Annotated in this window: 23 protein-coding genes; 8 read left to right on the top strand and 15 right to left on the bottom strand. The window is 66.2% G+C overall.

Annotation, left to right across the window (positions count from 1 at the left end; all coding sequences use genetic code 11):
• Nucleotides 1-33 precede the first annotated feature (33 nt).
• A complete protein-coding gene (locus tag NN5_RS09815; protein ID WP_084384860.1) occupies nt 34-1,356 on the top strand; it encodes a dicarboxylate/amino acid:cation symporter in 1,323 nt (440 codons plus the stop codon).
• 144 nt (nt 1,357-1,500) lie between these two features.
• Complete coding sequence (locus NN5_RS09810; protein WP_067734097.1) at nt 1,501-2,427, top strand: sulfotransferase domain-containing protein; 927 nt, start codon at nt 1,501-1,503, stop codon at nt 2,425-2,427.
• Nucleotides 2,428-2,539: 112 nt separating this feature from the next.
• Here NN5_RS09810 and NN5_RS09805 read toward each other — a convergent pair whose 3' ends face one another.
• The 3 genes from NN5_RS09805 to NN5_RS09795 form a co-directional block, all read right to left on the bottom strand.
• Nucleotides 2,540-3,823: a spinster family MFS transporter gene (locus NN5_RS09805; RefSeq protein WP_067734096.1), complete on the bottom strand. Its 1,284-nt coding sequence runs from the start codon at nt 3,821-3,823 to the stop codon at nt 2,540-2,542.
• A gap of 1 nt (nt 3,824) precedes the next feature.
• Nucleotides 3,825-4,694: an alpha/beta fold hydrolase gene (locus NN5_RS09800; RefSeq protein WP_067734095.1), complete on the bottom strand. Its 870-nt coding sequence runs from the start codon at nt 4,692-4,694 to the stop codon at nt 3,825-3,827.
• Nucleotides 4,695-4,788: 94 nt separating this feature from the next.
• Nucleotides 4,789-7,155, bottom strand: coding sequence for a TonB-dependent receptor (locus tag NN5_RS09795; RefSeq protein ID WP_067734094.1), 2,367 nt, complete (start codon nt 7,153-7,155; stop codon nt 4,789-4,791).
• A 111-nt stretch (nt 7,156-7,266) separates the two neighbouring features.
• On the opposite strand from NN5_RS09795, the gene NN5_RS09790 reads away from it, so the two are divergent.
• Nucleotides 7,267-7,902 (top strand): TetR/AcrR family transcriptional regulator, encoded by a 636-nt coding sequence (locus tag NN5_RS09790; RefSeq protein ID WP_067734093.1) that lies wholly within the window; start codon nt 7,267-7,269, stop codon nt 7,900-7,902.
• A 181-nt stretch (nt 7,903-8,083) separates the two neighbouring features.
• Complete coding sequence (locus NN5_RS09785) at nt 8,084-8,764, top strand: L,D-transpeptidase family protein (RefSeq protein ID WP_067734092.1); 681 nt, start codon at nt 8,084-8,086, stop codon at nt 8,762-8,764.
• 125 nt (nt 8,765-8,889) lie between these two features.
• Here the strand turns inward: NN5_RS09785 and tilS are convergent, their stop codons facing one another.
• The 5 genes from tilS to NN5_RS25090 form a co-directional block, all read right to left on the bottom strand.
• On the bottom strand, nt 8,890-9,885 hold the full coding sequence (gene tilS, locus NN5_RS09780) for a tRNA lysidine(34) synthetase TilS (RefSeq protein ID WP_067734091.1): 996 nt from the start codon (nt 9,883-9,885) through the stop codon (nt 8,890-8,892).
• Entirely contained in the window at nt 9,866-10,831 is a 966-nt protein-coding gene (locus tag NN5_RS09775; protein WP_067734090.1) for a tetratricopeptide repeat protein, read from the bottom strand. Before NN5_RS09775 ends, tilS begins: the two co-directional genes overlap by 20 nt.
• A 162-nt stretch (nt 10,832-10,993) precedes the next feature.
• Nucleotides 10,994-12,100: a helix-turn-helix domain-containing protein gene (locus NN5_RS09770; protein WP_245656391.1), complete on the bottom strand. Its 1,107-nt coding sequence runs from the start codon at nt 12,098-12,100 to the stop codon at nt 10,994-10,996.
• Nucleotides 12,101-12,299: 199 nt separating this feature from the next.
• Nucleotides 12,300-14,576 (bottom strand): phosphoenolpyruvate--protein phosphotransferase, encoded by a 2,277-nt coding sequence (gene ptsP / locus NN5_RS09765; RefSeq protein ID WP_067734088.1) that lies wholly within the window; start codon nt 14,574-14,576, stop codon nt 12,300-12,302.
• A 100-nt stretch (nt 14,577-14,676) separates the two neighbouring features.
• Nucleotides 14,677-14,832: a YdcH family protein gene (locus NN5_RS25090; protein ID WP_084384859.1), complete on the bottom strand. Its 156-nt coding sequence runs from the start codon at nt 14,830-14,832 to the stop codon at nt 14,677-14,679.
• 225 nt (nt 14,833-15,057) lie between these two features.
• Here NN5_RS25090 and NN5_RS09760 point away from each other — a divergent pair, with 225 nt between their 5' ends.
• Together NN5_RS09760 and NN5_RS09755 are read left to right on the top strand one after the other, a co-directional pair.
• Nucleotides 15,058-15,255, top strand: a complete 198-nt coding sequence (locus NN5_RS09760) for a YdcH family protein (RefSeq protein WP_067734087.1) — start codon at nt 15,058-15,060, stop codon at nt 15,253-15,255.
• A 183-nt stretch (nt 15,256-15,438) separates the two neighbouring features.
• Nucleotides 15,439-15,903 (top strand): DUF1465 family protein, encoded by a 465-nt coding sequence (locus NN5_RS09755; RefSeq protein ID WP_067734086.1) that lies wholly within the window; start codon nt 15,439-15,441, stop codon nt 15,901-15,903.
• A gap of 196 nt (nt 15,904-16,099) precedes the next feature.
• On the opposite strand, the gene glpK is transcribed toward NN5_RS09755, so the two are convergent.
• A complete protein-coding gene (gene glpK / locus NN5_RS09750) occupies nt 16,100-17,590 on the bottom strand; it encodes a glycerol kinase GlpK (RefSeq protein WP_373280333.1) in 1,491 nt (496 codons plus the stop codon).
• 85 nt (nt 17,591-17,675) lie between these two features.
• Between glpK and NN5_RS09745 the strand changes: the two genes are divergently transcribed.
• Nucleotides 17,676-18,554, top strand: coding sequence for an MBL fold metallo-hydrolase (locus NN5_RS09745; RefSeq protein WP_067734085.1), 879 nt, complete (start codon nt 17,676-17,678; stop codon nt 18,552-18,554).
• 98 nt (nt 18,555-18,652) lie between these two features.
• Nucleotides 18,653-19,639: a quinolinate synthase NadA gene (gene nadA, locus NN5_RS09740; RefSeq protein WP_067734084.1), complete on the top strand. Its 987-nt coding sequence runs from the start codon at nt 18,653-18,655 to the stop codon at nt 19,637-19,639.
• Nucleotides 19,640-19,656: 17 nt separating this feature from the next.
• Here the strand turns inward: nadA and NN5_RS09735 are convergent, their stop codons facing one another.
• The 6 genes from NN5_RS09735 to NN5_RS09710 all read right to left on the bottom strand — a co-directional run bounded on the left by NN5_RS09735 (nt 19,657) and on the right by NN5_RS09710 (nt 24,481).
• Entirely contained in the window at nt 19,657-20,463 is an 807-nt protein-coding gene (locus tag NN5_RS09735; RefSeq protein ID WP_157081081.1) for an energy transducer TonB, read from the bottom strand.
• 34 nt (nt 20,464-20,497) lie between these two features.
• Entirely contained in the window at nt 20,498-20,923 is a 426-nt protein-coding gene (gene exbD / locus NN5_RS09730; RefSeq protein WP_067734082.1) for a TonB system transport protein ExbD, read from the bottom strand.
• Between the two features lie 12 nt (nt 20,924-20,935).
• Complete coding sequence (gene exbB, locus NN5_RS09725) at nt 20,936-21,700, bottom strand: tonB-system energizer ExbB (protein ID WP_067734081.1); 765 nt, start codon at nt 21,698-21,700, stop codon at nt 20,936-20,938.
• Between the two features lie 266 nt (nt 21,701-21,966).
• On the bottom strand, nt 21,967-22,530 hold the full coding sequence (locus NN5_RS09720; RefSeq protein WP_067734080.1) for a pseudouridine synthase: 564 nt from the start codon (nt 22,528-22,530) through the stop codon (nt 21,967-21,969).
• A gap of 4 nt (nt 22,531-22,534) precedes the next feature.
• Complete coding sequence (locus tag NN5_RS09715; RefSeq protein WP_067734079.1) at nt 22,535-23,443, bottom strand: DMT family transporter; 909 nt, start codon at nt 23,441-23,443, stop codon at nt 22,535-22,537.
• A 63-nt stretch (nt 23,444-23,506) separates the two neighbouring features.
• Nucleotides 23,507-24,481 carry a TerC family protein gene (locus NN5_RS09710; RefSeq protein WP_067734078.1) on the bottom strand — a complete coding sequence of 325 codons (975 nt, stop codon included), beginning with the start codon at nt 24,479-24,481 and terminating at the stop codon, nt 23,507-23,509.
• Nucleotides 24,482-24,515: the final 34 nt, after the last annotated feature.

Here is a 24,515-nt window from a genome sequence, read left to right as displayed (position 1 = left end):
GGCCGGCAACCCCCAGAGGATGACGATTGCCAGATGAGGCGACCTGACTTCCCGACTGGCCCCCAAGCGGGGGCGCCTGCGGCCCCGCCGCCCGCCAGCGGCAGCTGGCTCCGGCTGCGGCCGCATATGCTGCTGTTCCTGGGATTCGCGATCGGCACCGGAGCGGGCACGCTGGTCGAGTTCCTCGCGCCGACGCATCCCCTGACATCCGATATCCTCAAATGGTTCGTGCGCCCGGTGGAACAGGTGTTCCTCAGCGTGCTGTTCCTGCTGATCGCACCGCTGCTGTTTTCCGCCATCGTCAGTGGCCTCTCACGCATCCGCGGCAATGCCGGTATGCAGGGCCTGATCGCCACGACGCTGGTCTACATGATCGCCGTCTCCGCCTCGGCGGCCCTGATCGGCCTCGCCATGGCCAACCTGTTCCGCCCGGGTGACGGCATTCCGCCCGAAATCGGCCAGCAGCTCGTGGCCACCCACCTGCCCGCGATCCCGCGCGGGCTGATGGACCTGGCGCCCGGATTCCGCTCGGTGAACGGGTGGATCCTGATCATGGTGATCGCTTCCTTCGCGATTGCCGCAGCCCTGCCCCTGCTGCGCAAGCAGAGCGGACGCTGGCTGGTAAGCGCCTGCGAGCGATTGTTCGATATCGGGATGCGGGCCGTGGCGCTGGTCACGCGATTCGCTCCGCTCGCGGTCGCCTGCTTCATGTTCGACCTCACGGTGATGTTCGGCTGGCACCTGCTGGTCTATCTCAGCGCCTATATCGGCGTGGTCATTGCCGCGCTGGCGCTGCAGATCGTCATCACCTTTTTCATGGTGGTATGGATGCGCGGCGAGCTGGCGCCCGTCACGTTCCTGCGCAGTGTGCAGGAGGCCGCCGTGATCGCCTTCTGCACCTCCTCGTCCAACGCCACGCTGCCGACCGCGCTGAAAGTGGCGGAAGTCGACCTCGGCCTGCCGGGACCGGTCGTCCGGCCCGTTCTGGGCCTCGGCACGGTCTCCAACCAGAGCGGCACGACGATCTACATCGCCGTCACCGTGCTCTTCGTCGGCCAGTTCTTCGGGATGGACCTGCATCTCGACCAGCAGGCGCTGGTCTTCGCCGTCGCCGCGCTGGCGGGCATGGGCACGCTGGGCGTTCCGGCCGGCGGCCTGCCTGCCGTCGCCACCGTTCTGGCACTGACCGGCCTGCCGCCGGAAGGCATCGGCCTCGTCATCAGTGTGGACCGCCTGCTCGACATGTTCCGCACCGTCGTCAATGTCGTGGGCGACTTGGCAATTGCCGTGGCCATTGCCCGCGAACCGGTAGTGGCCCCGCTAGAGACTCACGTAGCGACACACGATTTTCCCTGACCAGGGGAAAGCTGGGCGGACCGGGCCCGCAATATTCTCCATTGCGCAGAAAGTCCCGGTGGCTATCCCGTATTACCCCGCTATCGAGCGGGGACATGAGACGCCGCAGACAATCAGGCGGCGATCCATGGGGAGACCGGCAACATGAGCAATGCGATGGGAAGCGAGGCCCCTCAGGCAGGGCCGCCCTGGATACAGCCGCAGATTCAGGAAAAGATCGCGTGGCGCGACGGGGATGTCATCATCTCGGTTCCGGCAAAGAGCGGAACGACATGGACGATGAATATCGTCCATCAGCTGCTCACCGGCGGCACTCCGGATTTCCGGGACATCTACGAGGAAGTGCCCTGGATCGAATTCATCGGCCGGCCCGGCCAGCCATATCAAGAAGTCCTGGACCGTCTTGACGCCATGCCTTCTGGCCGCCGCCGCGCATTCAAGACGCATTCCGCGCCGCCCGTGGTCCCGTTCATCGAAACCGGCTCGGACCGGAACGTGAAATACGTTGTCGTCTTTCGCAATCCGGAAGAAGCCCTGGTCTCTTTCCGGCCGTTCATCGAGAAGCATTCGGACGAATGGTTCGAACTCTGGGGAATACCGCGGAAAGCCATGGCCCGTCCGGACTTCGCATCATTCTACGAGGAGTTCATCGAACGCAGCGGCATGCATGAACATGGCTTCTTCGGGTTTCTCAACGCCTGGTGGCCGCTTCGGGAACGGGACAATGTCCTGTTCATGCATTATGCGGACATGAAGCGCGATCACGAAGGATCGATCCGGAAAATCGCCGAATTCCTGGAAATTGAACCCACGGCCGAGCAGTGGCCGAAGATCCTGGAATACACCTCGTTTCCCTGGATGAAGCGGCACGAGGACAAGTTCGAGGCCTGCACGGTCGGACAGGTGCCCATCCTGAAAACAGGGGCCATGATCCGCAAAGGCGTGACCGGTGACGCGAAATCCGATGGCATGACCGACGAAATTTCCCGCCACTTGCGCGCGCTGGGCGAGCGCGTTTGCGCAAACCCCGAAGCGATCGACTGGTTCTATGAAGGAAGTGCCCGGACCTGAAGCCCCGGGCTAAAGCCCATTCGCGCCGCCGGAAACGCGGACGAACTGATACGGCGTTCTTACCGGCAAGCGTACCGGAACATGCGAAAGTCACGCGACGGCGACGCGCCTCTCAGCGCTCGGCCACCCATTCGCGGCGCAGCGCGGGTCCGGCCAGCGCCATCAACAGCGCGGCGAGCAGATAGAGCCCCAGCGCCCAGAGCATCGAATAGCGCAGCGCCTCGCTGCCGAAGTGCGGGGTAAGCAGGGTCGAAAGCTGGCCCAAGGCATAGATGCCGCCACCCAGGCCGATCAGGTTGTTGATCAGCAGGAACAGCGCCGAAGCGGTCGCGCGCGCAGGCGGTTCGACAAGGTGCTGCACCGCGCTCGTCACCGGGCCGAGCCAGACATAGGCAAGCGCCTGCGGGACAAGGAACAGCAGGAAGGCAAACAGCACGCTGGAGGTCCAGATTCCGCCCGCGAACAGCGGCACCGCAACCACGTAAGCGATCGCCGGAACCCAGCCGTAGAATGCGCGGTCCGCGCTGCCGAGGCGGTCCGCCAGAGCGCCGCCCATCAGCACGCCCACCGTGCCGCCGATCAGCAGCACCGCGCCGATGAACCACGAGGTATGCACGAGATCGAGCCCGAAACTGCGCTGCAGCAGGCTGGGCAGCCAGAAGGCCAGACCATAGCCCAGCATCGAACTGGACGCCGCGCCGAAGCTGAGCAGCCAGAACGCCTTCTTGCGCGCCAGCACCGCCGCCACCGCGCCCAGCTTCACCGAAGGCACAGCACCGGCACTGGCGGCCGGCTTGGGCTTGTCCCTCACGACCATGCGGAACGGCAGGGCGATCAGCAGCCCGGCCATACCGACCGTGACGAACGCCACCCGCCAGTCCACCCGCGCCGCGATATAGCCGCCCGCCAGCACGCCCAGCGCGGAACCGAGCGGAATGCCCAGCGAATAGATCGAAAGCGCAAAGGCGCGCCGTTCGCTGGGGAAATGATCGCCGATCACGGCATAGGACGGCGCGACGCCGCCCGCCTCGCCCACGCCGACGCCCAGCCGGGCCAGGAAGATATGCCAGAACCCCTGCGCCAGCCCGCAGACGGCCGTGAACAGGCTCCAGATCACCAGCGAGCCGGTGATGACCCACGAGCGGCTGGTGCGATCCGCCAGCGAAGCCAGCGGCACGCCCAGCGTGGAATAGAGGATCGCGAAGGCGAGTCCGCCGAGCATCCCCATCTGGGCATCGTTCAGCCCCAGATCGGCCTGGATCGGCGCGGCAAGGATCGCGAGGATCTGGCGGTCGACGAAATTGAAGACATAGACGAGCAGCAGCATCGCCAGAACCCTGTTGGGGCCCGCGCTTCCTGCCTGCTTTGCCCCGCCTGCCCGCTTCGCCGTACTCATCTCAGGTCACATGGTCCTTGCAGAATGCCTCGATCGCCGCCAGCGCCACCGGCTCGTTCAGAATGGGCGCATGGCCGACGCGCGGCACTTCGACACTCGCATAAGCCCCGGAGTGCCGCTGCGCCATGGCGCGTTCGGTCGCCACACTCAAGAGATCCGACAGGCCGCCGCGCACGACAAGCACGGGCACGGCATCGAGCAGGCTCCACAAGGGCCACAGGTCCGGCGGCACTGTCTGCGGCTCATCGCCCTCGATGCTGTCCGAGATGGCCGGGTCGTAGGCGAAGGACACCGTGCCATCCGCATTCTCGCGGCATGTGCGGCGGGCAAAGGCCATCCACTCGGTATCGCCGTAGTCGGGAAAAGCCGGGGCATTGATCGCCCGGCAGCGCGCCGCTGCCTGGGTCCAGTTCGCCATCGCACCGGCGGGGCCGACATAGCCCTGGATGCGCGCGATGCCGGCCGGATCGAGCTCCGGCCCGACATCGTTGAACACCACCGCCTGCGCCAGGCCCGGACGCAGGGCGTTCATCACCATGGCCATGAGCCCGCCCATCGAAGTGCCGATCATCCCGGCCCGGCCGATGCCGAGCCCGTCCAGCAGCGCCAGCATGTCCTGCGCATAGACGTCCGGCCGGTACTGCGAAGGATCGGGATCCCATTCGGAAAGGCCGCGCCCGCGCTGGTCGGGCACGATCAGCCGGTAGCGCCCGGCCAGATGCGCGGCGAGGGGTTCGAAATCGGCACTGTTGCGCGTCAGCCCATGCATCATCAGCAGCACCGGCGCGCCCGGATCTGTGGCCGGATAATCGCGTGCAGCCAGCTCCAGCCGCCCGCAGGCACTGCGGTAACGGTGGTCGCGGTATGTCATGACAAGATCCTTTTGAGGGCGTGATCGGCCGGCGGGCCTTCCCACGGGGGGTGAGGGATGGAAGGCCCGCCGGACCGGACCGGCCGGAGCCGGCTCAGAACTCCAGCGTTGCCGTCACGAAGACCTGGCGCGGATTGCCGTAGAAGCCCGTCAGCGTTCCTTCGGTGCCCAGCGTCGGGATCGGCTTGCCCGAGGAGTCGAGGTTTACCGCACCGGTTTCGGGATCCTGACTGATGTAGCTGTAGCCCGAAGTGATGTACTTCTTGTCCAGGATGTTCTTTCCGTGGACACCCAGGGTCCAGCGGTGGTTCGGCGCGGTATAGACCAGGCTGGCATCCCACAGGGCATAGCCCTTCTGGTCGAGGTAGGGGTTGGGCAGTTCGAACTGGTGGGTCTTCGAACGGTAGGACACGGTCGTCGACGCATTGAGGTCGCCCGCGCCGACCGGCACGGAATAGGCCAGCGTCGCGCTGCCGGTCCACTTGGGTGTGTTCTGGATGTAGCGGTACTGGGCGACGTCCACGGTCGTGCCGCCGATCAGCGTCTCATACTTCTTGAACTTGGCATCGATGTAGCCAAGCGAGCCGGACAGGCTCAGACGGTCTCCCGAAGCGGCAAGATCACGCCCCAGCCGCGCGGTGGTTTCCAGTTCGAAGCCCTGCAGGCGCGCCTTGCCCGCGTTGGAGACGATCCCGCAGAATGTCGGCACGCCCTTGACTGTGCAGGCAACCGAGCCGGGGATCTGGATATCCTTGTAATCCATCCGGAACGCCGCAGCCGCGATATAGAGCGCGCCGCCCAGCAGGTTGCCCTTGTAGCCCAGTTCGTAGCTGTCGACGGTTTCCGGCTTGAAGCTCAGGTATTGGGTGATTTCCGCATCGCTCGGCACACCGCTCGGATTGGTGGTCGGCGCGTTATTGCCCACGCCGCGCGGATCGAAGCCGCCACCCTTGAAGCCTTGGCTGTAGCTTGCATAGATGTTGTGATCGGGTGTCGGCTTGAACGAGACCGAAGCGCGCGGGGTGAACTTCTTGAACACCGCGCTGCCCGAAAAATCGGTATCGGTCGAGAACAGCACGCCGGGGTTCTGGAAACCCGCCGAACCACCGTAGATGTAGTTCTGCTTGAGGATATTGGCCTCGCGCTTGTCCCAGGTGTAGCGGCCACCCAGCGACAGGCTGAGCTGATCCGTGAAATTGTACGTGAAATCGGCAAAGGCCGCCCAGGTCCTGGTGTCCACGTTCGCCTCGGTATGCCCGGTGAGCATCGGCAGGATCGTGGCGTAAGTCGTGTAGAGGCGCGAATCGAAGTAGGTATCCGCGCTTGCATCCAGCACATAGAAGCCGACCAGACCCTGCAGCTTGCCGCCATTGTCATAGGCGAGCTGGAATTCCTGGCTGAGCTGCTCGTTGCGGTAGTAGGCCGGCACGTCGAGATCGACCGTGGGCGTGGCGTCGAAGTCGATCGGGGTGGCCGAATGGTCCTTGCGCCAGGCGCTGATCGACTTGAAGGTCAGCGCGTCCGACGCCTCGATGGTAATGTTCATGGCCAGGCCGTAGGCTTCGACGTTCTGCTTGGGATCGTCGATACCGCCCGCGCTGTCGAACACGTCAGGCAGGATTTCGCTGCCGGCCGACGGTCCGGTCATCAGCCGGTGGCCGCCGCGCGGGTTGCTGCGGTCGCGGGTATAGTCGCCCGAAATGCGGATCGAAACCGGCTCGCCGTGGCCACCCATTTCCAGCGTGCCGCGCGCAGCCCAGATGTCCTTGTTGTAGTTGTCCTTGCCGGTGGTGATGTTCTTGCCGAACCCGTCGCGGGTAAGCCGGGCCACCGATCCGCCCACGCGGACGATATCGTTGAGCGGAGCAGACGCCGTCAGCACGCCATCGAGCTGGTTATAGCTGCCGTACGTCGCCTTGACCTTGACCGAGGGCACATCGGGCAGCGGCTTGGTCACGTACTTCACCGCGCCGCCAATGGTGTTGCGGCCATAGAGCGTGCCCTGCGGCCCGCGCAGCACCTCGATGCGTTCGACGTCGTAGATGTCGAGCACGGCGGCCTGCGGACGGTTGAGATAGACATCGTCCAGATAGATGCCCACGCCCTGCTCGAAACCCGAAACCGGGTCCTGCTGGCCGACGCCGCGGATGAAGGCGGAGAGGGTCGAGTTGGTCCCGCGCGAAGGCTCCAGCGTCACGTTCGGCGCGGTCTGCGCCAGATCGGTGATGTCGGCCGATCCCGCCATCTCAAGCTGCTGGCCGCTGAAGCTCGTAACCGCCACCGGCACATCAACCAGCCGCTCCTCGCGGCGGCGGGCCGTGACGATGATGTCGCCGCCGACATCGTCCGCAGACTGCGCCTCGGGCGGCGCATCCTGCGCCATGACCGGGGCGGAAATGCCGATACCGCCGGACAGAGCCAGCACACTCGAACCGATCGCGAGAAAACGCGCCTTACGCATCACTTATGCTCCCAATGAACCTTGTTGTTGGCCTATCCTATATTGATAGTTGAACCATGTTTCAACTTTGAATGTTTGCCAAGCTGCCCAAGGCGGTTTACCTGTGTCCCTGTGACCACAGCAGACGCGAGCAACGCAACTCCGGCAGGCAAGGTGCCGCGTACCGAACGCGGCCGCAGGACCTTGCGCAAACTGCTCGATGCGGCGGCCATCGAATTCGGCGAGCGCGGCTTTCACGATGCCTCGATCACTGCGATCACCCGCCGCGCGGGCACCGCGCTGGGCAGTTTCTACACGTACTTCGATTCGAAGGACGAAATCTTCCGTGCGCTGGTGGACGATCTCAGCGGCAAAGTCCGCGAAGCGGCGAAGAACGCCTTGCAAGCCGATCTGCCCGCGCTGGATGTCGAGCGCGCGGCCTTCGCCGGCTTCCTGCGCTTCGCGCGCGAGCACAAGGAAATCTACCGGATCATCGACGAGTGCGAATTCGTCGATCCGGCAAGCTTCCGCCAGCACTACCAGACCACCGCCAACCGCATCCGCGAACGCCTGGCCGAAGGCGCGCGCCGGGGCGAACTGCGCGAGGGACTGGGCGAGGCTCACGCCTGGGCAATCATGGGCATGAACGTGTTCCTGGGCCTGCGCTATGCCGTCTGGTCCGACGACGCGAGCCCCGAGGAAGTGGCGGACCTCGCCAATTCGATCCTGAGCGAAGGCATCGCGCGGTCCCCTTCGGGCAAGAAATAGGCCCGCTACCCGCAGGAAAAACGGCTGCACCGCAGGCAACGAAGCGCATTAACTTTTGCCTGCTGCCAGTCCTGCGACGGGACGGCCTTGGCTGCACTCTGGCGGTTTACCCCGTCTTAGGCGAAGATATGCCAAGGAAGGCCCCGGGATTCGCGCCCGGAATTGCCAAGGAACCGCTTTAGTGGACGGACGTATCTTTCTCGCCTCGGGCTTCGTCGCCCTCGCCGCCATTGCCGGCGTGCTGGTCATGGCGGCTGCCCCGTCCAAGCCCAAACCCGCCTCGCTGGCCGAGGCCTCGGTCGCTGCCACCAAGGCTCCCGCGCCGCTATCCAGGACGCCCGAGCAGGCTCCTGCCCCCGCCCCCGCCCCCGCCCCGAAAGCCGCCGCTACCAACGAGCCTTTCGTCATCAAGCGCATCCTGCCGATCAACGGGCCGATCAAGTACGGCGAATGGCACTGGAACGAGAAGGACGTGCCCAAGGGCCCGATCGTCATCACGGTCGATCTCGACGCGCGCGTGCTCTCGGTGTTCCGCGACGGCTACGAGATCGGCGCCACCGCCGTGCTGCTGGGCACCGAGGACAAACCGACGCCGCTGGGCGTATTCCCGATCACCCAGAAGGACCGGGATCATGTTTCCAACATCTACACCGGCGCGCCGATGCCCTACATGCAGCGCCTGACCGACGACGGCATCACTCTCCACGGCTCCAAGGTGGAGAAGGGCTACGCCAGCCACGGCTGCGTGGGAATGCCCGAGGATTTCGCCGCCAAGCTCTTCGCGACCACCCATCTGGGCGACAAGGTCTATATCACGCGCGGCAAGCAGGTCAGCCTCGGCGACAGCCTCGTCGGCCACTGATCGCCCGAGCCCGCAACACTGCTACCCCCCGTTCGTGTCGAGCGAAGTCGAGACACGTGAGCGCCGCGCCAACGTGTCTCGACTTCGCTCGACACGAACGGATTTGTTTGATCGAAATGGGGCCGTCAGTCCCGGCGCTTCGCGGCCCTGACCGGCGCTTTCGCGAAACTCCAGCCGCCGGCATTGGGCCGCACGACCAGTTCGCCGATCGAGGCCGGGCGGCCTGCCACCAGCGTGTCGACCAGCCGCGCCACGGCGCTGCCGCGCGGTTCCTCGCCGCCGAGTTCGTGGACGATGCGCGCCACGACCCGCAGTGCCACCGCGCGCGGGGCCTGCGGCTTGTATTTCAGTCCCATCGGCTCCTTCTTCACGCAGGAGCGCCATTCGAGCGAGGCCATCCAGTCAAGCGCGGCATCGGCTTCGGCGATATGCGCCGCGCTGCGGGCCATGGCGGCAACGTCGAGCCAGTCGGCATCGGCCAGCGCCTTGCGGATGCGCACCCGGTCGAAGCGGTCGTTGGCATTGCTGGGATCATCCGCCGCGACGAGTCCTGCGGCACGGACCACTTCGCCCAGCTCGCCCCGCCGCCAGTCGAGCACCGGACGCAGCAGCGGGATCGGCGTATCGGGCACCCGGCCCCGCGCGCGCGCGCCGGCCAGGCCGGCCACGCCGCTCGCACGGTTGAGCCGCATCAGCAGCGTTTCGGCCTGATCGTCGGCATGATGCGCGGTTGCCAGCGCGGCCAGGCCGCGTTCCTCTACCCAGTCCGCCAGCGCGGTATAGCGCGCCAGCCGGGCCTCGGCCTGGATATTGCCGACGGCGACTTCGACCGACAGCGCGGCGTGCGGCACGCCCAGCCCGGCACAGACCCGCGCGACTTCGACAGCCTCGGCCGCGCTTTCGGGGCGCAGGCCATGATCGACAGTCGCCGCTTCCACCCGGCCCGGCAGCGCCGCGTGAGCAAGCAGGAGCAAGGCCAGACTGTCCGGCCCGCCCGAAACGGCAAGCCCCAGCCGAGCTTCGGGTTCATCCGCGCCTTCCGGCCAGATCTCGCGAAGGCCGGTGCGAAACCGCTCGACCGCCCCGGCCGTCAGGCTGCCCTCAGCTGCAGGCGAGCCCATTGCGCGTGGACGTATAGAGGCTGTTCAGACGGCCCGCGGCCTCGGCGGCATACGTCTCGCTGAATTCGGCCAGCGCGATGCAGGCGCGCTTGGTGTCCTTCATCTGCTTCATCGTGATGGCGAGATAGAGCAGGCTGTCCGGCGCGCGTTCGCCGCGCTTGTCGGTCTGGTAGTTCTGCAGGAACCACTTGGCCGCCTCACCCGGATTGCCGTCGTCGAGATAGGCGCGGCCGAGCAGGTTGCGGCCCCAGCTCGCGCGGCGGTGCTTGGGATACTTTTCGAGGAACAGCTTCAGCTGCTGCTCGGCCTCTGGATAGAACTTCGCCTCCCACAGGCGGTAGCCATAGCTGTATTCGTCGTCAGCCGGATCGTCGGTCTGCGGTTTGACGATCGCCTTGACGGCATCGACGCGGGCCGAGGACGGTGCGGCAGGCTTGGCTGCAGCCGGGGCCGGAGCGGGAGTCGGGGCGGGCTTTGCCGAAGCGCCGCCCGTCATCGCGGCAAGATTGCTTTGCGGCGCAGGCCCGGCGTTCTCCGCAGGGACCGGTGCAGCAGCGGGTTGCAGGCCTCCAGCCAGCTTTGCCTCCAGCTGGTTGATGCGGTTGCTGTTTTCCTCGATCTGCGAGGTCAGCCGCGCCATCTGCGCTTCCACCGCATCCATGCGCGTTAGCAGGTCCGTCACCGGCGTCGTCGCAGGCTGGAGCGGCGTGCCCGCCGGGGCTGGCGTGGGCGTGATTTCGGGCTCGAAGAACTTGCCATCCGGCCCCGGGAAAACCTTGCGCTGCAAGGCCCGCACTTCCGCCTCGACCTTCTTCAGCCGCCCGTCGACGCTGTCCTGGGCCATCGCCGGCACCGCGCCGGATACCAGCCCGGACACCAGCATTGCCGCTACGGCCGCCGTTGCCATGAGGCGCGCGGACAAAGTACCGCCAAAAGAAGCTTTCATTGCCAATTCAACTCCGTGTCCCATTGCCCCGCGTGGGGGCTTCGCCCTGGACGGCCTGCATCAGGCCCGCCGTTTGCTGGCACAAGCGAACGGAACGGCGCATTAACCAAGGGAACGTCCATCAGGATTGTTGCCGCATGTCCCGCGACCTGTCGAGAGTGCCTAGTCCGAAACCGTGGAAAGAGGCTCCGCCGGGCGGCTCGGCTGCGGCGCGGCCGGGGCCGGCACGGCATTGGCCGTGGGAGCTGGAGCCGTGGACGGAGCCGTAGCCGGCTTCTGCGTGGCCGTTGGCACGGGCGAAGGCGCCGGCTTGGTTCCCGCCGTAGCGCTCGGCGTAGCGCCCGGCCTCGAAGACGTCGTGCCCGACGGACGCGGCGAAGCCCGGTCCGGCGTGACCTGCTGCGTGGGAGTGGCCTGAGGCGAAGGAGCCGGCTCCGGCGTGTTTGCCGTGGTGCGGTTCGCCACGGGGCGCCGTACAGGCTGCTGCGCCTGGGTGGCGGCGGGCGTGGGACTCGGCGCCGGGACGGTAGCCGAGCGGGCCAGCAGGACCGGTGCGGCGAGCGATACGCCCGATACCGTCTCGGGCCGCGTGGCCAGCGGCGGAATGGCCTTGCCGCCAACGGTAAGCTGCAAGGCATCGGGGCGGCCGGTGCGCAGTTGCGGCGCCCGGACATCCGCAGGCACGGTCCAGCTTTCGCCCTTGGCCAGTTTCTTGTCCAGCAGCGGCTTGCCGCTGCCGTCGGTCACTTTGATCCACACATTGTCGGCCGTCGCCGTCAGCACGACCGGGCTGTCACTCGCGACCGGCGCAGGTGCAGACACCGTTGCGGGAGCACTCGCCACCGGCTTTGCGGTTTCGGCCGGAAGCAGATCCGGCAGCTTGCCTTCAGGCGACAGGAAACTGCTCCAGAACACCAGCAGCAGAACGATCACGACAACCGCGCCGCCTGCGGCAAGCCATGCCAGCCGCACCGGCGGCACCCGCGCGGGATCACCCGGCTCGAAGCTCGACACCACGTTCGTCTGGTCGGCTTCCTCGGCATCGATCTGTGCGTGAACGGCGGCCGCGATCTCGCCCTCGTCGAGCCCCAGCGCGCGCGCATAGGCCCGCGCGAAGCCGACGGCATACGTGCGGGCGGCAAGATCGCCGAAACGGTCTTCCTCGATAGCGCAAAGGTGGCGCTCGGCAATCTTCGTCTGTGACGAGATGTCGGCGCGCGTGAGACCCGCTGCCTCCCGCGCGGAACGCAACCGTCCCCCGGCAGTCAATGGAAGACCTGCCTGTCCCAGGCTATCGGAATTCTGGCTATCCATGCGGCTCCCGAAGGGTATTGATCGTTATTTCCCGTAAGTGGTGCATAACCAAACCGCCCGGCCGCCCAAAGTCAATCGGGTGCCGAGAAAATGATGGATTATATTGCGGCCAGCACCGTCCTGCTTGCGGCATACGGCGGCCAGATGACAAATATCAGTCGGTATGGATGCCCCTGCCAGCGGCCCATTTGGTTATCGCGGCCCGCAAGTCCGCCGGCGGCGAAGTGAGCCAGCCTTCCATGGCCGCACCGATCTCGCCCAGATCGACTTTGCCCACCAGTTCCTTGACGGGCCCCACCGAGGCCGGGGTGATCGACATGGTCCGGATCCCCAGCCCCAGCAGCGCCAGCGCCTCAAGCTGGCGCCCGCCCATCTCGCCGCAGACGCTGATGTCGACATTGAAGCCATCGAGGCTGCGCACGACCCGGCGGAGGAAGCGCAGGATCGCCGGGCTCAGCCAGTCATAGCGTTCCGCCAGCTTCGGATTCGAACGGTCGGCGGCGAACAGGAACTGCGTCAGATCGTTGGTGCCGATCGAAAGGAACGAGATCTTCGGCGCCAGCAGGTCCAGTTGCTCGGCCAGTGCCGGCACTTCGAGCATGACGCCGTAGCGGATCGCTTCGGGCAGCAGCTTCTTCTGCTGCTTGAGATAGGCAAGCTGCCCGTCGAACACCGCCTTGGCCGCATCGAACTCCCACGGCTCGGCCACCATCGGGAACATGACATGGAGCGTGCGCCCCGCCCCCGCTTCGAGCAGGGCACGCGCCTGCGCCTTGAGCAGGCCATCGCGTTCGAGCGCGACGCGCAGCGCGCGCCAGCCCATCGCCGGGTTCTCCTCACCCTCCCCGTCGTCGTGGCGCAGATAGGGCAGCGTCTTGTCGCCGCCGATATCGACCGTGCGGAAGACCACCGGCTTGTCGCCCGCGGCATCCATCACGTCGCGGTAGAGCCGCGTCTGCCGCTCGCGCTGGGGCAGCGTCGCCGACACCAGGAACTGGAACTCGGTGCGGAACAGGCCGATGCCGTCGGCGCCGGTCAGGCTGAGATTGGCAAGATCGTCGCGAAGCCCCGCATTGATCTTCACCATGACCCGCTGCCCGTCACGCGACACCGGCTTGACGTCGCGCAGCGCGGCATAGGCGGCCTGCCGCTCGCGGCTCTTGGCAAAGCGCGCCTCGAATGCCTCGACCACGCCCGCCGAAGGGCGCACCATTGCCGTGGCCTGATCCGCATCGAGCAGGAGCTGATCGCCCTCGCGCACCACGCCGCGCAGGCCCCGCACGCGCCCGAGCACCGGGATACCCATGGCCCGCGCCACGATCACGACATGGCTGGTGAGCGAGCCTTCCTCCAGAATCACGCCCTTGAGGCGGCGGCGGTCGTATTCGAGCAGCTCGGCCGGCCCCAGATTGCGCGCGATCAGAATGGCGTCCGCCCGCAGGCCCAGCGAAGCCGCCGTGCCGAGCTGGCCGGAAACGATCCGCAAGAGCCGGTTCGCCAGATCCTCCAGATCGTGCATACGGTCGGCCAGCAGCGGATCGTCGATCTGGCGCATCCGCATACGCGTGCGCTGCTGCACGCGCTCGATCGCGGCTTCGGCGGTCAGACCGGAATCGATCGCTTCGTTGATCCGGCGCGTCCAGCCTTCGTCGTAAGCGAACATGCGGTAGGTCTCGAGCACTTCCTCCTGCTCGCCGCCCACGCCGAATTCGGCCTGGCTGGCCATGCGGTCGATCTGCTCGCGCATCTTGTCGAATGCGAGGATCACCCGCTGGCGCTCGGCCTCGGTATCCTCGGCCACGATGTGCTCGATCCTGACGCGCGGCTGGTGGAACACGGCCACGCCGGACGCCAGCCCCTTCACAAGCGTCAGCCCGCGAAGCTGTTCGGGCCCGGTCTGCGCCGCGTCGAGCGCGCCGGCGCCTTCCTCGTCGATAAGGCCCGCGTTGACGATCAGCTCGGAGAGCACCATCGCCACTGTCTGCAGCGCCTCGATCTCCACTTCCTCGTAGCGGCGCGGATCGACATGCTGCACGCACAGCACGCCCACCGCCCGTTCGCGCCGCACGATCGGCACGCCGGCAAAGGAGTGGAACTTGTCCTCGCCCGTTTCCGGCCGGTAGGAGAAGTCCGGATGGGCTGCAGCCTCAGCGAGGTTGAGGGTCTCGATCTGATCGGCGATGGTGCCGACGAGACCCTCTCCCACCGCCATGCGCGTAACGTGCACGGCTTCCTGTGCCAGGCCGCGTGTCGCGAACAGTTCTAGCATCCCCTCACGCAGGAGATAGACCGAGCAGACCTCGCTATTGAGGCACTCCCCGATCACTTCCGCCACGGTGTTCAGCTTCGCCTGCGCATGACTGCGCGACGCCATCACCTCGTGGAGGCGCGTGAGGATGTTTCTGGCTGCTGCTACGGCTCCGCTGGTCATGTCCTTGCAAGTACCCCAAAGACGGCGCTTTGGGAACGCAGCGGAGCCGCTAAATCAGCGTGTTCCGACAATAACGCTCAGCAGGAAACGAATCCGGCGGTCAGGCCCGCACGAGTTCTTCCTTGAGTCTGAGCTTTCGCTTCTTGAGGGCCTGGATCACCGCGGCATCAGGCATCGGGCGGCTCATTTCCGCGTGAAGCTGCCGTTCGATACCGGCATGCTTGAGCTGCAGGGCGCTGATGTGCGAACTCTCCATGGATCGTTCCTCCTCTAGGGCCGAACCTGTCATTATGACCCGATGCCGATGGCCCGGATTGGCGACTCGGCTTTTCTGGTCCGGCGCGAATGAAGGGAACCATATTCAGGGCGTCTTGCGAAGAGTATGAATGCTTCATATCGGTAAAATGCGTGAATCCTGCGTCGGCCGGATCGCGCCCGATCGCTTCGGACAGTACGGCAAACCAGACTAAGGAATTTCGGCGTGACCGAAGAGGAAATGCGTAAACGCCTGGAAATCCTGAGAGTCGAGCATCGCGACCTCGATGCCGCGATCGATGCGCTGATGGCGTCGGGCTCAGGCGACCAGATGCAGATTGCCCGACTCAAGAAACGCAAGCTGAAGCTCAAGGACCAGATCTCGCAGATCGAGGACTATCTGATCCCCGACATCATCGCCTGAACGCCCCGATTCTCCGGGGATTTTCCAGGCCCGCCAGCGCGGCGCCTTCCCCCGCGCGCGGCCAATCAAGTTAACATGCGTTCACCAAGAACCGTGCCGAACGGAGACAGCGGGAAATTTCGCTGCGGATTTTTACCATTATATGGTTGCCGCCGAGTCGTCCGTACGAAATATGAACAGGAAATGTCTGAACCGGTCGCCATCAACCCTCGCATCGTCGAAGCGCTCTATTGCGAAGCCATCGTCCTGTCGGACGAGGTGCGCCATGCCTTCACGCTGTCCGGGCGGTTGGAGACGGTCAGCATCGACGAGGACCTGGCCCGCGTTGCGCTGTCGAGCGAGGGGCTGCGCACGACCACCCGGATGATGCACGCGATTGCCTGGCTGCTGAATCATCGCGCCTATTTCATGGGCGAAATCAATGAACTGCAGCTCCATCGCCACGGCCGCCTGCCATCCGACGCACGCGAAGCCGATCCCGGCCAGACCGCCCTTCTGGAACCTGAGATCGTCGAGCTGGTGGAATCCACCCGCACGTTCTACGCACGCCTGCTCCGCCTCGATCAGAACTGGCGGCCCGGCGAGACCTGCCAGCCGAGCGCGCTTGAGCGCCTGCGCGAACGGCTCGAACAGCGCCTTGCGAGCTGACCGCAAACATCGTTAACGGCCAGTCCCCTAAATCAGAAGTTCACATCACTATTCCACGTCATCCCCGCGAAGGCGGGGATCCCGCTTCTGGCGGCGTAGCGCAAGAAAAAGCAGCGGGGCCCCCGCATTCGTGGGGGCGACGAGTTATGAGGTGAACTTCGTTTCCACCACACTATGACCTGACGCTTCAAACAGCTCAAACGGTCTCCAGCGCCCGCTTCCAGCCGCCGGTCCGCTCCTCCCGCACCGCTTCGGCCATGGCCGGTGCGAATGTATGGCGCGTGCCGCCCATCGCCCGGCCTGCCTCGTCCAGCGAGCCGAACAGGCCCGCGCCCAGCCCCGCCAGCATCCCCGCGCCCAGCGCCGTGGTCTCGACAGAGGCCGGGCGTTCGACCGGCAGCGCCAACACGTCGGCCAGGTCCTGCGCCATCCAGTCGTTGGCGCTCATCCCGCCGTCGATGCGCAGCCTGGTCCACCGCGCGCCGTCGGCCGCGAAGGCCTCGGCGAGATCGCGCGTCTGCATCGCCATGGCTTCCAGCGCGGCGCGGGCGAGGTGCGCGCGGGTGCTGGCAAAGGTCAATCCGGTGATCGAGGCGCGCGCATCGGCCCGCCAGTGCGGCGCGCCCAGCCCCGCAAGCGCCGGGACGATCACCACCCCGCCGCTGTCCGGCACGGAACGCGCCAGAGCCTCGGTCTCCGCCGCCGCGTCGATCAGACCCAGGCTGTCGCGCAGCCATTGCACGAGGCTGCCCGCCACGAAGACCGAGCCTTCCAGCGCATAGACCCGCTCACCGCCGAGCTGCCACAACACGGTCGCCAGCAGCCGGTGCGCCGAGGACGGCACTTGCGCGCCCATGTTCGCCAGCACGAAGGCCCCGGTGCCGTATGTTGCCTTGGTTTCGCCCACGGCAAGGCAGGCCTGCCCGATCGTGGCCGCCTGCTGGTCCCCCGCCATGCCGGTGACGGGGACCGGCGCGCCCAGCCATTCGGGCAGCGCCATGCCGATCGGCCCGGCGCAGTCGCAGATTTCCGGCAAGGCGGCGCGCGGCACGCCGAACAGATCGCACAGCCCTTCGTCCCAGTCCGCGCCCGCCAGCGGCAGCAGGCTGGTGCGCGAGGCATTGCTGGCATCGGAAAGATGCGCGCCGCCGGTGAGCTTGTAGAGCAACCACGATTCCACCGTGCCCAGCGCCAGCCGCCCCGCCTCCTTCGCCGCGCGCACTTCGGGCACGTTGGCGATCAGCCAGGCCATCTTGGTCGCGGAGAAATAGGGATCGAGGATCAGCCCGGTCGCCGCCTGCACCGCAGCCTCATGCCCCGCTTCGCGCAGCGCCTCGCAGGCGGGGGCGGTGCGGCGGTCCTGCCAGACGATGGCGCGCGAGAGCGGCGCGCCGCTCACTTTGTCCCACGCCACCACGGTCTCGCGCTGGTTGGCCATGCCGATCGCGGCGATCCGGTCCGCGCCGCCCACTTGCGCCACCGCCTGACGGGCGCAGGCGAGCACGCACTGCCAGATCTCCTCGGCATCGTGCTCGACCCGGCCCGGCTGCGGATAGTGCTGCGTCAGCGGCCGCTGCGCCAGCGCGCGCACCGCGCCATCGGGCGCGAAGACCATTGCCCGGTTCGAAGTGGTCCCCGCATCGATCACCAGGATCGCGCCGCCTTCCGCCATGCCGTCACTCTGCATCCGTCTCTCCACAGTCTGCTGTTCCCTGTTAGCGCCCGAGCATGTGCGGGTCGACAGGCGCCACGCCAGCGCCCATATCGCGCGCATGACCGCAGACCGGGACATCGACAGACCTTATGCCGTGGCCGAACGGCTCGGCCCGCTCGTGCGCCGGGTACTGGCGCGCAATCCCTCGCCGTTCACCTATACCGGCACCCAGACCTACATCGTCGGCGACGGATCGAACGTCGCGGTGATCGATCCCGGCCCGGATGACGTCGAACATCTCGACGCCCTGATCGCGACGATCGGCGATGCCGAAGTCACCGCGATCTGCTGCACCCACACCCACCGCGACCATTCGCCCGCCGCCTCTCCGCTCGCAGCCCGCACCGGCGCGCCGATCATCGGCTGCGCGCCGCTGACGCTCGACGATGCCGGCCCGCGCGCCGATGCCGCCTTCGACCCCGGCTATGTCCCGGACCGGGTGCTGGCGGACGGCGAGGCGATCCCCGGCGAGGGCTGGACCCTGCGCGGCGTCGCCACCCCCGGCCACACCTCGAACCACTTGTGCTTCGCGCTGGAAGAGACCGGCGCGCTGTTCACCGGCGATCATGTGATGGGCTGGTCGACCAGCGTGGTTTCCCCGCCCGACGGCGACATGAGCGCCTATCTCGCCAGCCTGCAGAAGCTCTACGAACGCGAGCAGGACACCGTGTACTATCCCGCCCATGGCCCCGCCGTGGAAAAGCCCCGCCAGCTCGTGCGCGGGATGATCGGCCACCGCCGCAGCCGCGAAAAGCAGATCCTGCGCCAGATCGAAGCCGGCCGCACCGGCATTCCGGACATGGTCGCGCAGATGTACAAGGGGCTGGACGAAAGGCTCTGGCCCGCCGCCGGCCGCTCGGTCCTCGCGCACCTGATCGATCTGGAGCGGCGCGGCCTTGTCGGCAGCCAGGGCGAAGGCTGGGTGCTGACGGCCTGAGATCACGGCCTGAGGCGCAATTTCCCCTTGGGTCCGGCGCCCGGCGCTCCTAGATAGGCCGCGCCCCGAGGGGCACACGCGACAAAGAGGGAAATACCATGACCGTAATGCCCGCCGACCTTTCCGGTATCGACGTGCGCGCCGAGATCGAGCGGCTGCGCAAGGAACGCAACGCGGTCATCCTCGCGCACTATTACCAGAAGCCCGAACTGCAGGACCTTGCCGATTTCGTGGGCGACAGCCTCGAACTCAGCCGCAAGGCCGCCGAGACCGATGCCGACGTGATCGCCTTCTGCGGCGTGACGTTCATGGCCGAGACCGCCAAGATCCTGAGCCCGGACAAGATCGTGGTGGTGCCCGATATGGACGCCGGCTGCAGCCTGGAAGACTCCTGCCCGCCCGAGAAGTTCAAGGCCTTCCGCGAGGCGCACCCCGATCACATCGCGCTGACCTACATCAACTGCTCGACCGAGGTGAAGGCGCTGTCCGACGTGATCGTCACCAGCTCCAGCGCCGAGACGATCCTGCAGCAGATCCCGGCGGACCAGAAGATCATCTTCGGCCCCGACCGGCACCTGGGCGGCTACCTCTCCCGCAAGTTCAACCGCGAGATGCTGCTGTGGCCGGGCGTGTGCATCGTCCACGAGGCGTTCAGCGAGACCGAACTGCTCAAGCTCAAGGCGCAGCATCCCGGCGCCCCGATCGCCGCGCACCCCGAATGCCCGCCGACCATCGTCGACCATGCGGACTACGTGGGTTCGACCAGCGGCATCCTGAACTATGCCAAGGCGATGGAAGGCGACACGCTGATCGTCGCCACCGAGCCGCATATCATCCACCAGATGGAACTGGCACTGCCGAACAAGACCTTCATCGGCGCGCCGGGCGCGGACGGTAACTGCAACTGCAACATCTGCCCCTACATGGCGCTCAACACCATGGAAAAGCTCTACCTCGCCCTGCGCGACCTGGAACCGCGCGTCGAGATCGAGGAAGGCCTGCGCCTTGCCGCGAAGAAGAGCCTCGACAAGATGCTGGAGATGGCCAGCGGGACCGTGGGCAAGGGGGACCTGGGGGCGCGGTAAGCGCCCCACCCTGCCCTTCAGCCCACGATGTGGAACGATATCTTCACGTGAACGATCGCCCGCTTGCCTGCGGGCAGGCCGGGGATCGGGTCCAGTGACTGGACCTTGCGGGCGACACGGCTGATTTCCTTGTCCAGCACCGAATGGCCCGTCGACTCCGCGAGGCCCCAGCTCAGCACTTTGCCGTCGCCGGTCACGACGACGCTCAGGGCGCCCTCGCCTTCCAGCCCGTCATCCAGCGCGATTTGCGGATAGCGGATCAGGCTGGAATAGACCGCGGTCGACACCTGATCGTAGTGTGCACCGGCCTGCACCGTCGTTTCGGGCGGCTTCGGCTTGGGGATGTCCACCCCGGTGGCCGTACCCGTCCCGACGCCTTTCCCGATACCGCCGCCGATACCGCCACCCATGCCGCCGCCGAAACCGGCGCCATAGCCGACCGGCGGCGGGCCTTCGGTACGCACGACTGGCGCGCCTTCCACCGGCTCGATGAACTCTGGCGGCACCAGCGGCGGCAGCGGTGCGGCGGGCGCCTTGAGCGGCTCGGGCGAGGCTATCGCGCCACCGGCCCCGCCGCCGCCCGCGCCTTCGGTCCGTTCCAGCAGCGGCGGCGGCGCCACGGCCCCCATGTCGAGCTCGATGGCCATTTCCGGGCGTTCGAGAAACTGGTCCCGCGCGACTGCCGCCACGGCGACCACGGCCAGCGCAAGCCCGGCATGGAGAACGGCCGCGCCCAGCACGCCCGCACTCCATTCGCTGCGATGCCAGTCCGGCGTTTCAGAGCTGGCCCAGCCTGCCGGCACGCCCACTGCCGCATTCGTCATGCCCGCCTCCTCCTTGCCTGTCCCCTCCACACGGTCAGTTCGCCACCTTTTCCAGGCTGACCAGCGCCACGCGCCGGAACCCTGCCGTGCGCAGGATGTCGAGCAGGTTCATGAGATCACCGTAAGCCACCGACTTGTCGCCCCGCACGAAGATGCGGGTGTCGGTCTTGCCGTGGGTGGCGTCGTAAAGGACTTTGCCGAACGTCGCGGAAGTCGTCGCGGTATCGCCCACGCTCACCACCAGATCGCGTGACAGCGTGACATAGACCGGCTTTTCCGGCCGGTTCTGCGGCGGCGCCGCGGCGGTCGGCAGGTCGACCTTGATGTCCACGGTCGAGAGCGGGGCGGCGACCATGAAGATGATCAGCAGCACCAGCATGACGTCGATGAACGGCGTCACGTTGATCTCATGCATTTCGGCGAAATCGTCGGTGTCGCCACCGCCCAGGCTCATGGCCATGACCTTTGCCCCTCAGTCCTGGAAGACGGGCACGCGATCCGCGTCCGCGCCGGTGATGAGACTCGTTTCACCCGAACCATTCGGAGCGCCCGCGCGGCGTTCGCGCGCCAGCAGTTCCAGTTCGCGCGAAGTCAGGCGGATCACCATGGCGCTGGCATCGCCCACCATCGCCTTGTAGCGGCCCACGTCGCGCGTCAGGTGATTGTAGATAATCACGGCCGGAATTGCGGCGACAAGGCCGCAGGCGGTGGCCAGCAGCGCCTCGGCGATACCCGGCGCGACAACCGCGAGGTTGGTGGTGTGCGTCTTGGCAATGCCGACGAAGCTGTTCATGATGCCCCACACAGTGCCGAACAGGCCGACGAAGGGAGCCGTCGAGCCAATCGTCGCAACTGTGCCGACGCCGAAGCCGACCTGGCGCGAATTGGCGGCAACGATACGCTCCAGCCCCACCGCGACGCGCGCTTCAGCCTGATCGAGGATGCCGGCCTTCACCGAAGCCGCCAGTTCGTCGCGCGCGTCAGCTACGAGATTGCGCACCGCCTGCGACGGCAGATCGTCCTTGATGCTTTCCAGCCGGGGCGCGGCCCGCAGCACGCCGATCGAATCCTTCAGCCGCTTCACCTCGCGGCGCATCGCGAAGCCCTTTGCGAACAGGATCGTCCAGGTCACCAGCGATGCGAACACGAGTGCCCCCATCACGATCTGGACGATGGGATCCGCTCCCAGGAACATCCCCCAGGGCGAAAGCCCGGTATCGCCAAGTCCTTCGTTCATCGATCCCTCCTGCCAGCGCGGCCAGACGGGCCGACGTCCCCTGAGAGGCATCATATATTAATGTGACAGAAGTAAATTTGATGATTATCAGAATTTTAATAGTCAATAAAAGTTCATTGAACTGAAATGATGAAGTTGTCAGAATTTCGTCGTGAAATACCAACAGTCTTTATTAAAAGACATTTTCGAAATTGCGCCCCCTTGCCTGCCTCCTCTTCTCCTAGCCGGGGAGGGTCGTCTGGCGGCAGACCGGCCGAATCGCCGAATCAGGTGAGGCCGCCCGTCACGGCCACTTCCCGCCATTCCCCCGGTGCAATGCCGCCCAGCGCCCAGTCACCGATTCGCCAGCGGACCAGCCGCAAGGTCGGATGGCCGACAGCGGCCGTCATGCGGCGGACCTGGCGGTTGCGCCCTTCGCGGATGGTGAGTTCGATCCAGCAGTCGGGCACGGACTTGCGGAACCGCACCGGCGGATTGCGCGGCCACAGTTCCGGATCGGCAATGCGGCGCGCCTCGGCAGGGCGGGTCATGCCGTCCTTGAGCATCACACCCTTGCGCAGCGCAGCCAGCGCAGCTTCGTCCGGCTCGCCTTCCACTTGCACCAGATAGGTCTTGGGCAGCTTGAACTTCGGATCGGCAATGCGCGCCTGCAGGCGGCCGTCATCGGTCAGCAGCAGCAGCCCTTCGCTGTCCCGGTCGAGCCGGCCGGCGGGATAGACGCCGGGGACGTCGATGAAATCCGAAAGCGTGGCGCGCGGGCTGGGCGATTTCGCATCGGTGAACTGCGACAGCACTTCATAAGGCTTGTTGAACAGGATCAGGCGCGCCATCGACTCAACCCCTGTCACCCAGCCGCGCCAGGACCAGCGCGGATGCCAAGAGGACCATGCCCACCACATCGAGCGCGGTCAGTGTCTCGCCGAAGGCCAGCCACCCCATGGTCGCGGCCACGGCGGGCTGGGTCAGCAGGGCCAGTCCGATCACCAGCGGCGGGAAGTGGCGCAGCGAATAGATCAGCAGCCCCTGCCCCACCAGCTGGCTGGAAAAGGCCAGCGCGATCAGCGGCGTCCAGTCATGCGGCATGATCGCCTCGCCGCGCAGCAGTGCGATCAGCAGCAGCACCGGGACACTGGCACAAACCGAAACGACGAGAACCGAGAACTGGCCGAGCTTCGCACGCGCCGAATTGAGCATCAGGATGTAGAAGGCATAGAACAGCCCGGCGAGCGCGCTGAGCAGATCCCCGGACAAGTTCGCGCTGCTGATTTCCAGCGAACCGCCCATCAGCAGCGCCGCCCCGCCCAGCGCCGCGGCAATCGCGGTCAGTTCCAGCACCCGCGGCGCCCGCCGTGCCGTGACCAGGCCCCAGACCATGACGATCAGGCTGCCGCCATTGGCGAACAGCGAGGCATTGCCGAGCTTGGTCAGCTCGATCCCGACATGCCATGCGGCAAGGTCCAGCCCGAAGAAGACGCCCGCGCCCAGCACCATGGCCAGCGCCCCGCCCCTTACCAGCCGCTGCGCCGCAGGCTCTCGCTGCGCCAGGATCAGCAGTACCGGCAGGGCCAGCAACAGGCGCCAGAACCCGGCGGCCACCGGCCCGGTATCGGAAAGCCGCACCAGCCAGCCGCCGAGCGACAGCGCGAAGTTCGCCAGCAGCAATCCGCCGAGATGGCGGGCGGTCCAGTCATGACCGGTCGTGACGGGGGCGGGTCTATCCAGGGAAGCGGGGGCATCTGCCATCCCCGCGCCCTAGCCGCCGCGCCCCGTTTGTGCACTTGCAAAATTGCGCAAGTCCTCGAGCCTTCAGGCCTCTACCGCACGCCGCGTCTTCCACAGCGACCAGCCGACACCGCCTGCGATCAGGGCGATCGTCACGCCGAGGCTGATCAGCGGCGGAAACTTGGCTCCGCTGAGCAGAAAGTCCGCGATCAGGATCTTGCCGCCGATGAACACCAGCACCAGCGCCAGCGCATACTTCAGGTAGTGGAAGCGGTGCACCATCGCCGCCAGCGCAAAATAGAGCGCGCGCAGGCCGAGGATCGCCATGATGTTCGAGGTATAGACGATAAAAGTATCGGTCGTGATCGAGAAGATCGCGGGCACCGAGTCCACCGCGAAGACCAGATCCGCCAGGTTGATCACCACCAGCGCCAGGAACAGCGGCGTCGCCGCGCGGACCATACGGCCGGAGGCGTCCTGCTCCTTCACGAAGAAACGCTCGCCGTGATGCGCTTTCGTCACGCGCATGTGGCGCGAGATCCAGCGGATCGCGGGGTTGTTGCCGATGTCGGGATCATGATCGCCGGTCAGCAGCATCTTCACGCCGGTAGCGATCAGGAACGCGGCGAACAGGTACATCACCCAATAGGCCTGCGAAATCAGCGCTGCGCCGCCCGCGATCATCAGCCCGCGCAGCACGATCACGGCGAGAATGCCCCAGAGCAGCGCGCGGTACTGGTATCTGGGCGCGATCGCGAAGAAGCCGAAGATCATCGAGATCACGAAGACATTGTCGATCGAGAGCGCCTTCTCGATGAAGTAGCCGGTGAAGTATTCCATGCCCGAGGCACTGCCCTTGGCCCACCAGACCCAGCCGCCGAACAGCATGGCCACGGCAATGTAGAAGAGCGAGAGCTTCAGCGATTCGCCTATGCCCATCTCGCGGTCCTCCCGGTGAAGGACGCCGAGGTCAAAGGCCGTCAGCACGAAAACCAGGCCGGCAAAGGCCAGCCAGAACCAGGCCGGGGTTCCCAGCCAGCTTGCAAACAGAAATTCCATTTTCAGATACTCGAAACAGAGCAGCGGGTCGCGC

It is taken from the genome of Novosphingobium naphthalenivorans NBRC 102051 (genome assembly GCF_001590985.1).
Taxonomy (GTDB): domain Bacteria; phylum Pseudomonadota; class Alphaproteobacteria; order Sphingomonadales; family Sphingomonadaceae; genus Novosphingobium; species Novosphingobium naphthalenivorans.
The sequence above is the reverse complement of the archived record's forward strand: the minus strand, read 5'-3'. Positions and strand labels throughout refer to the sequence as shown.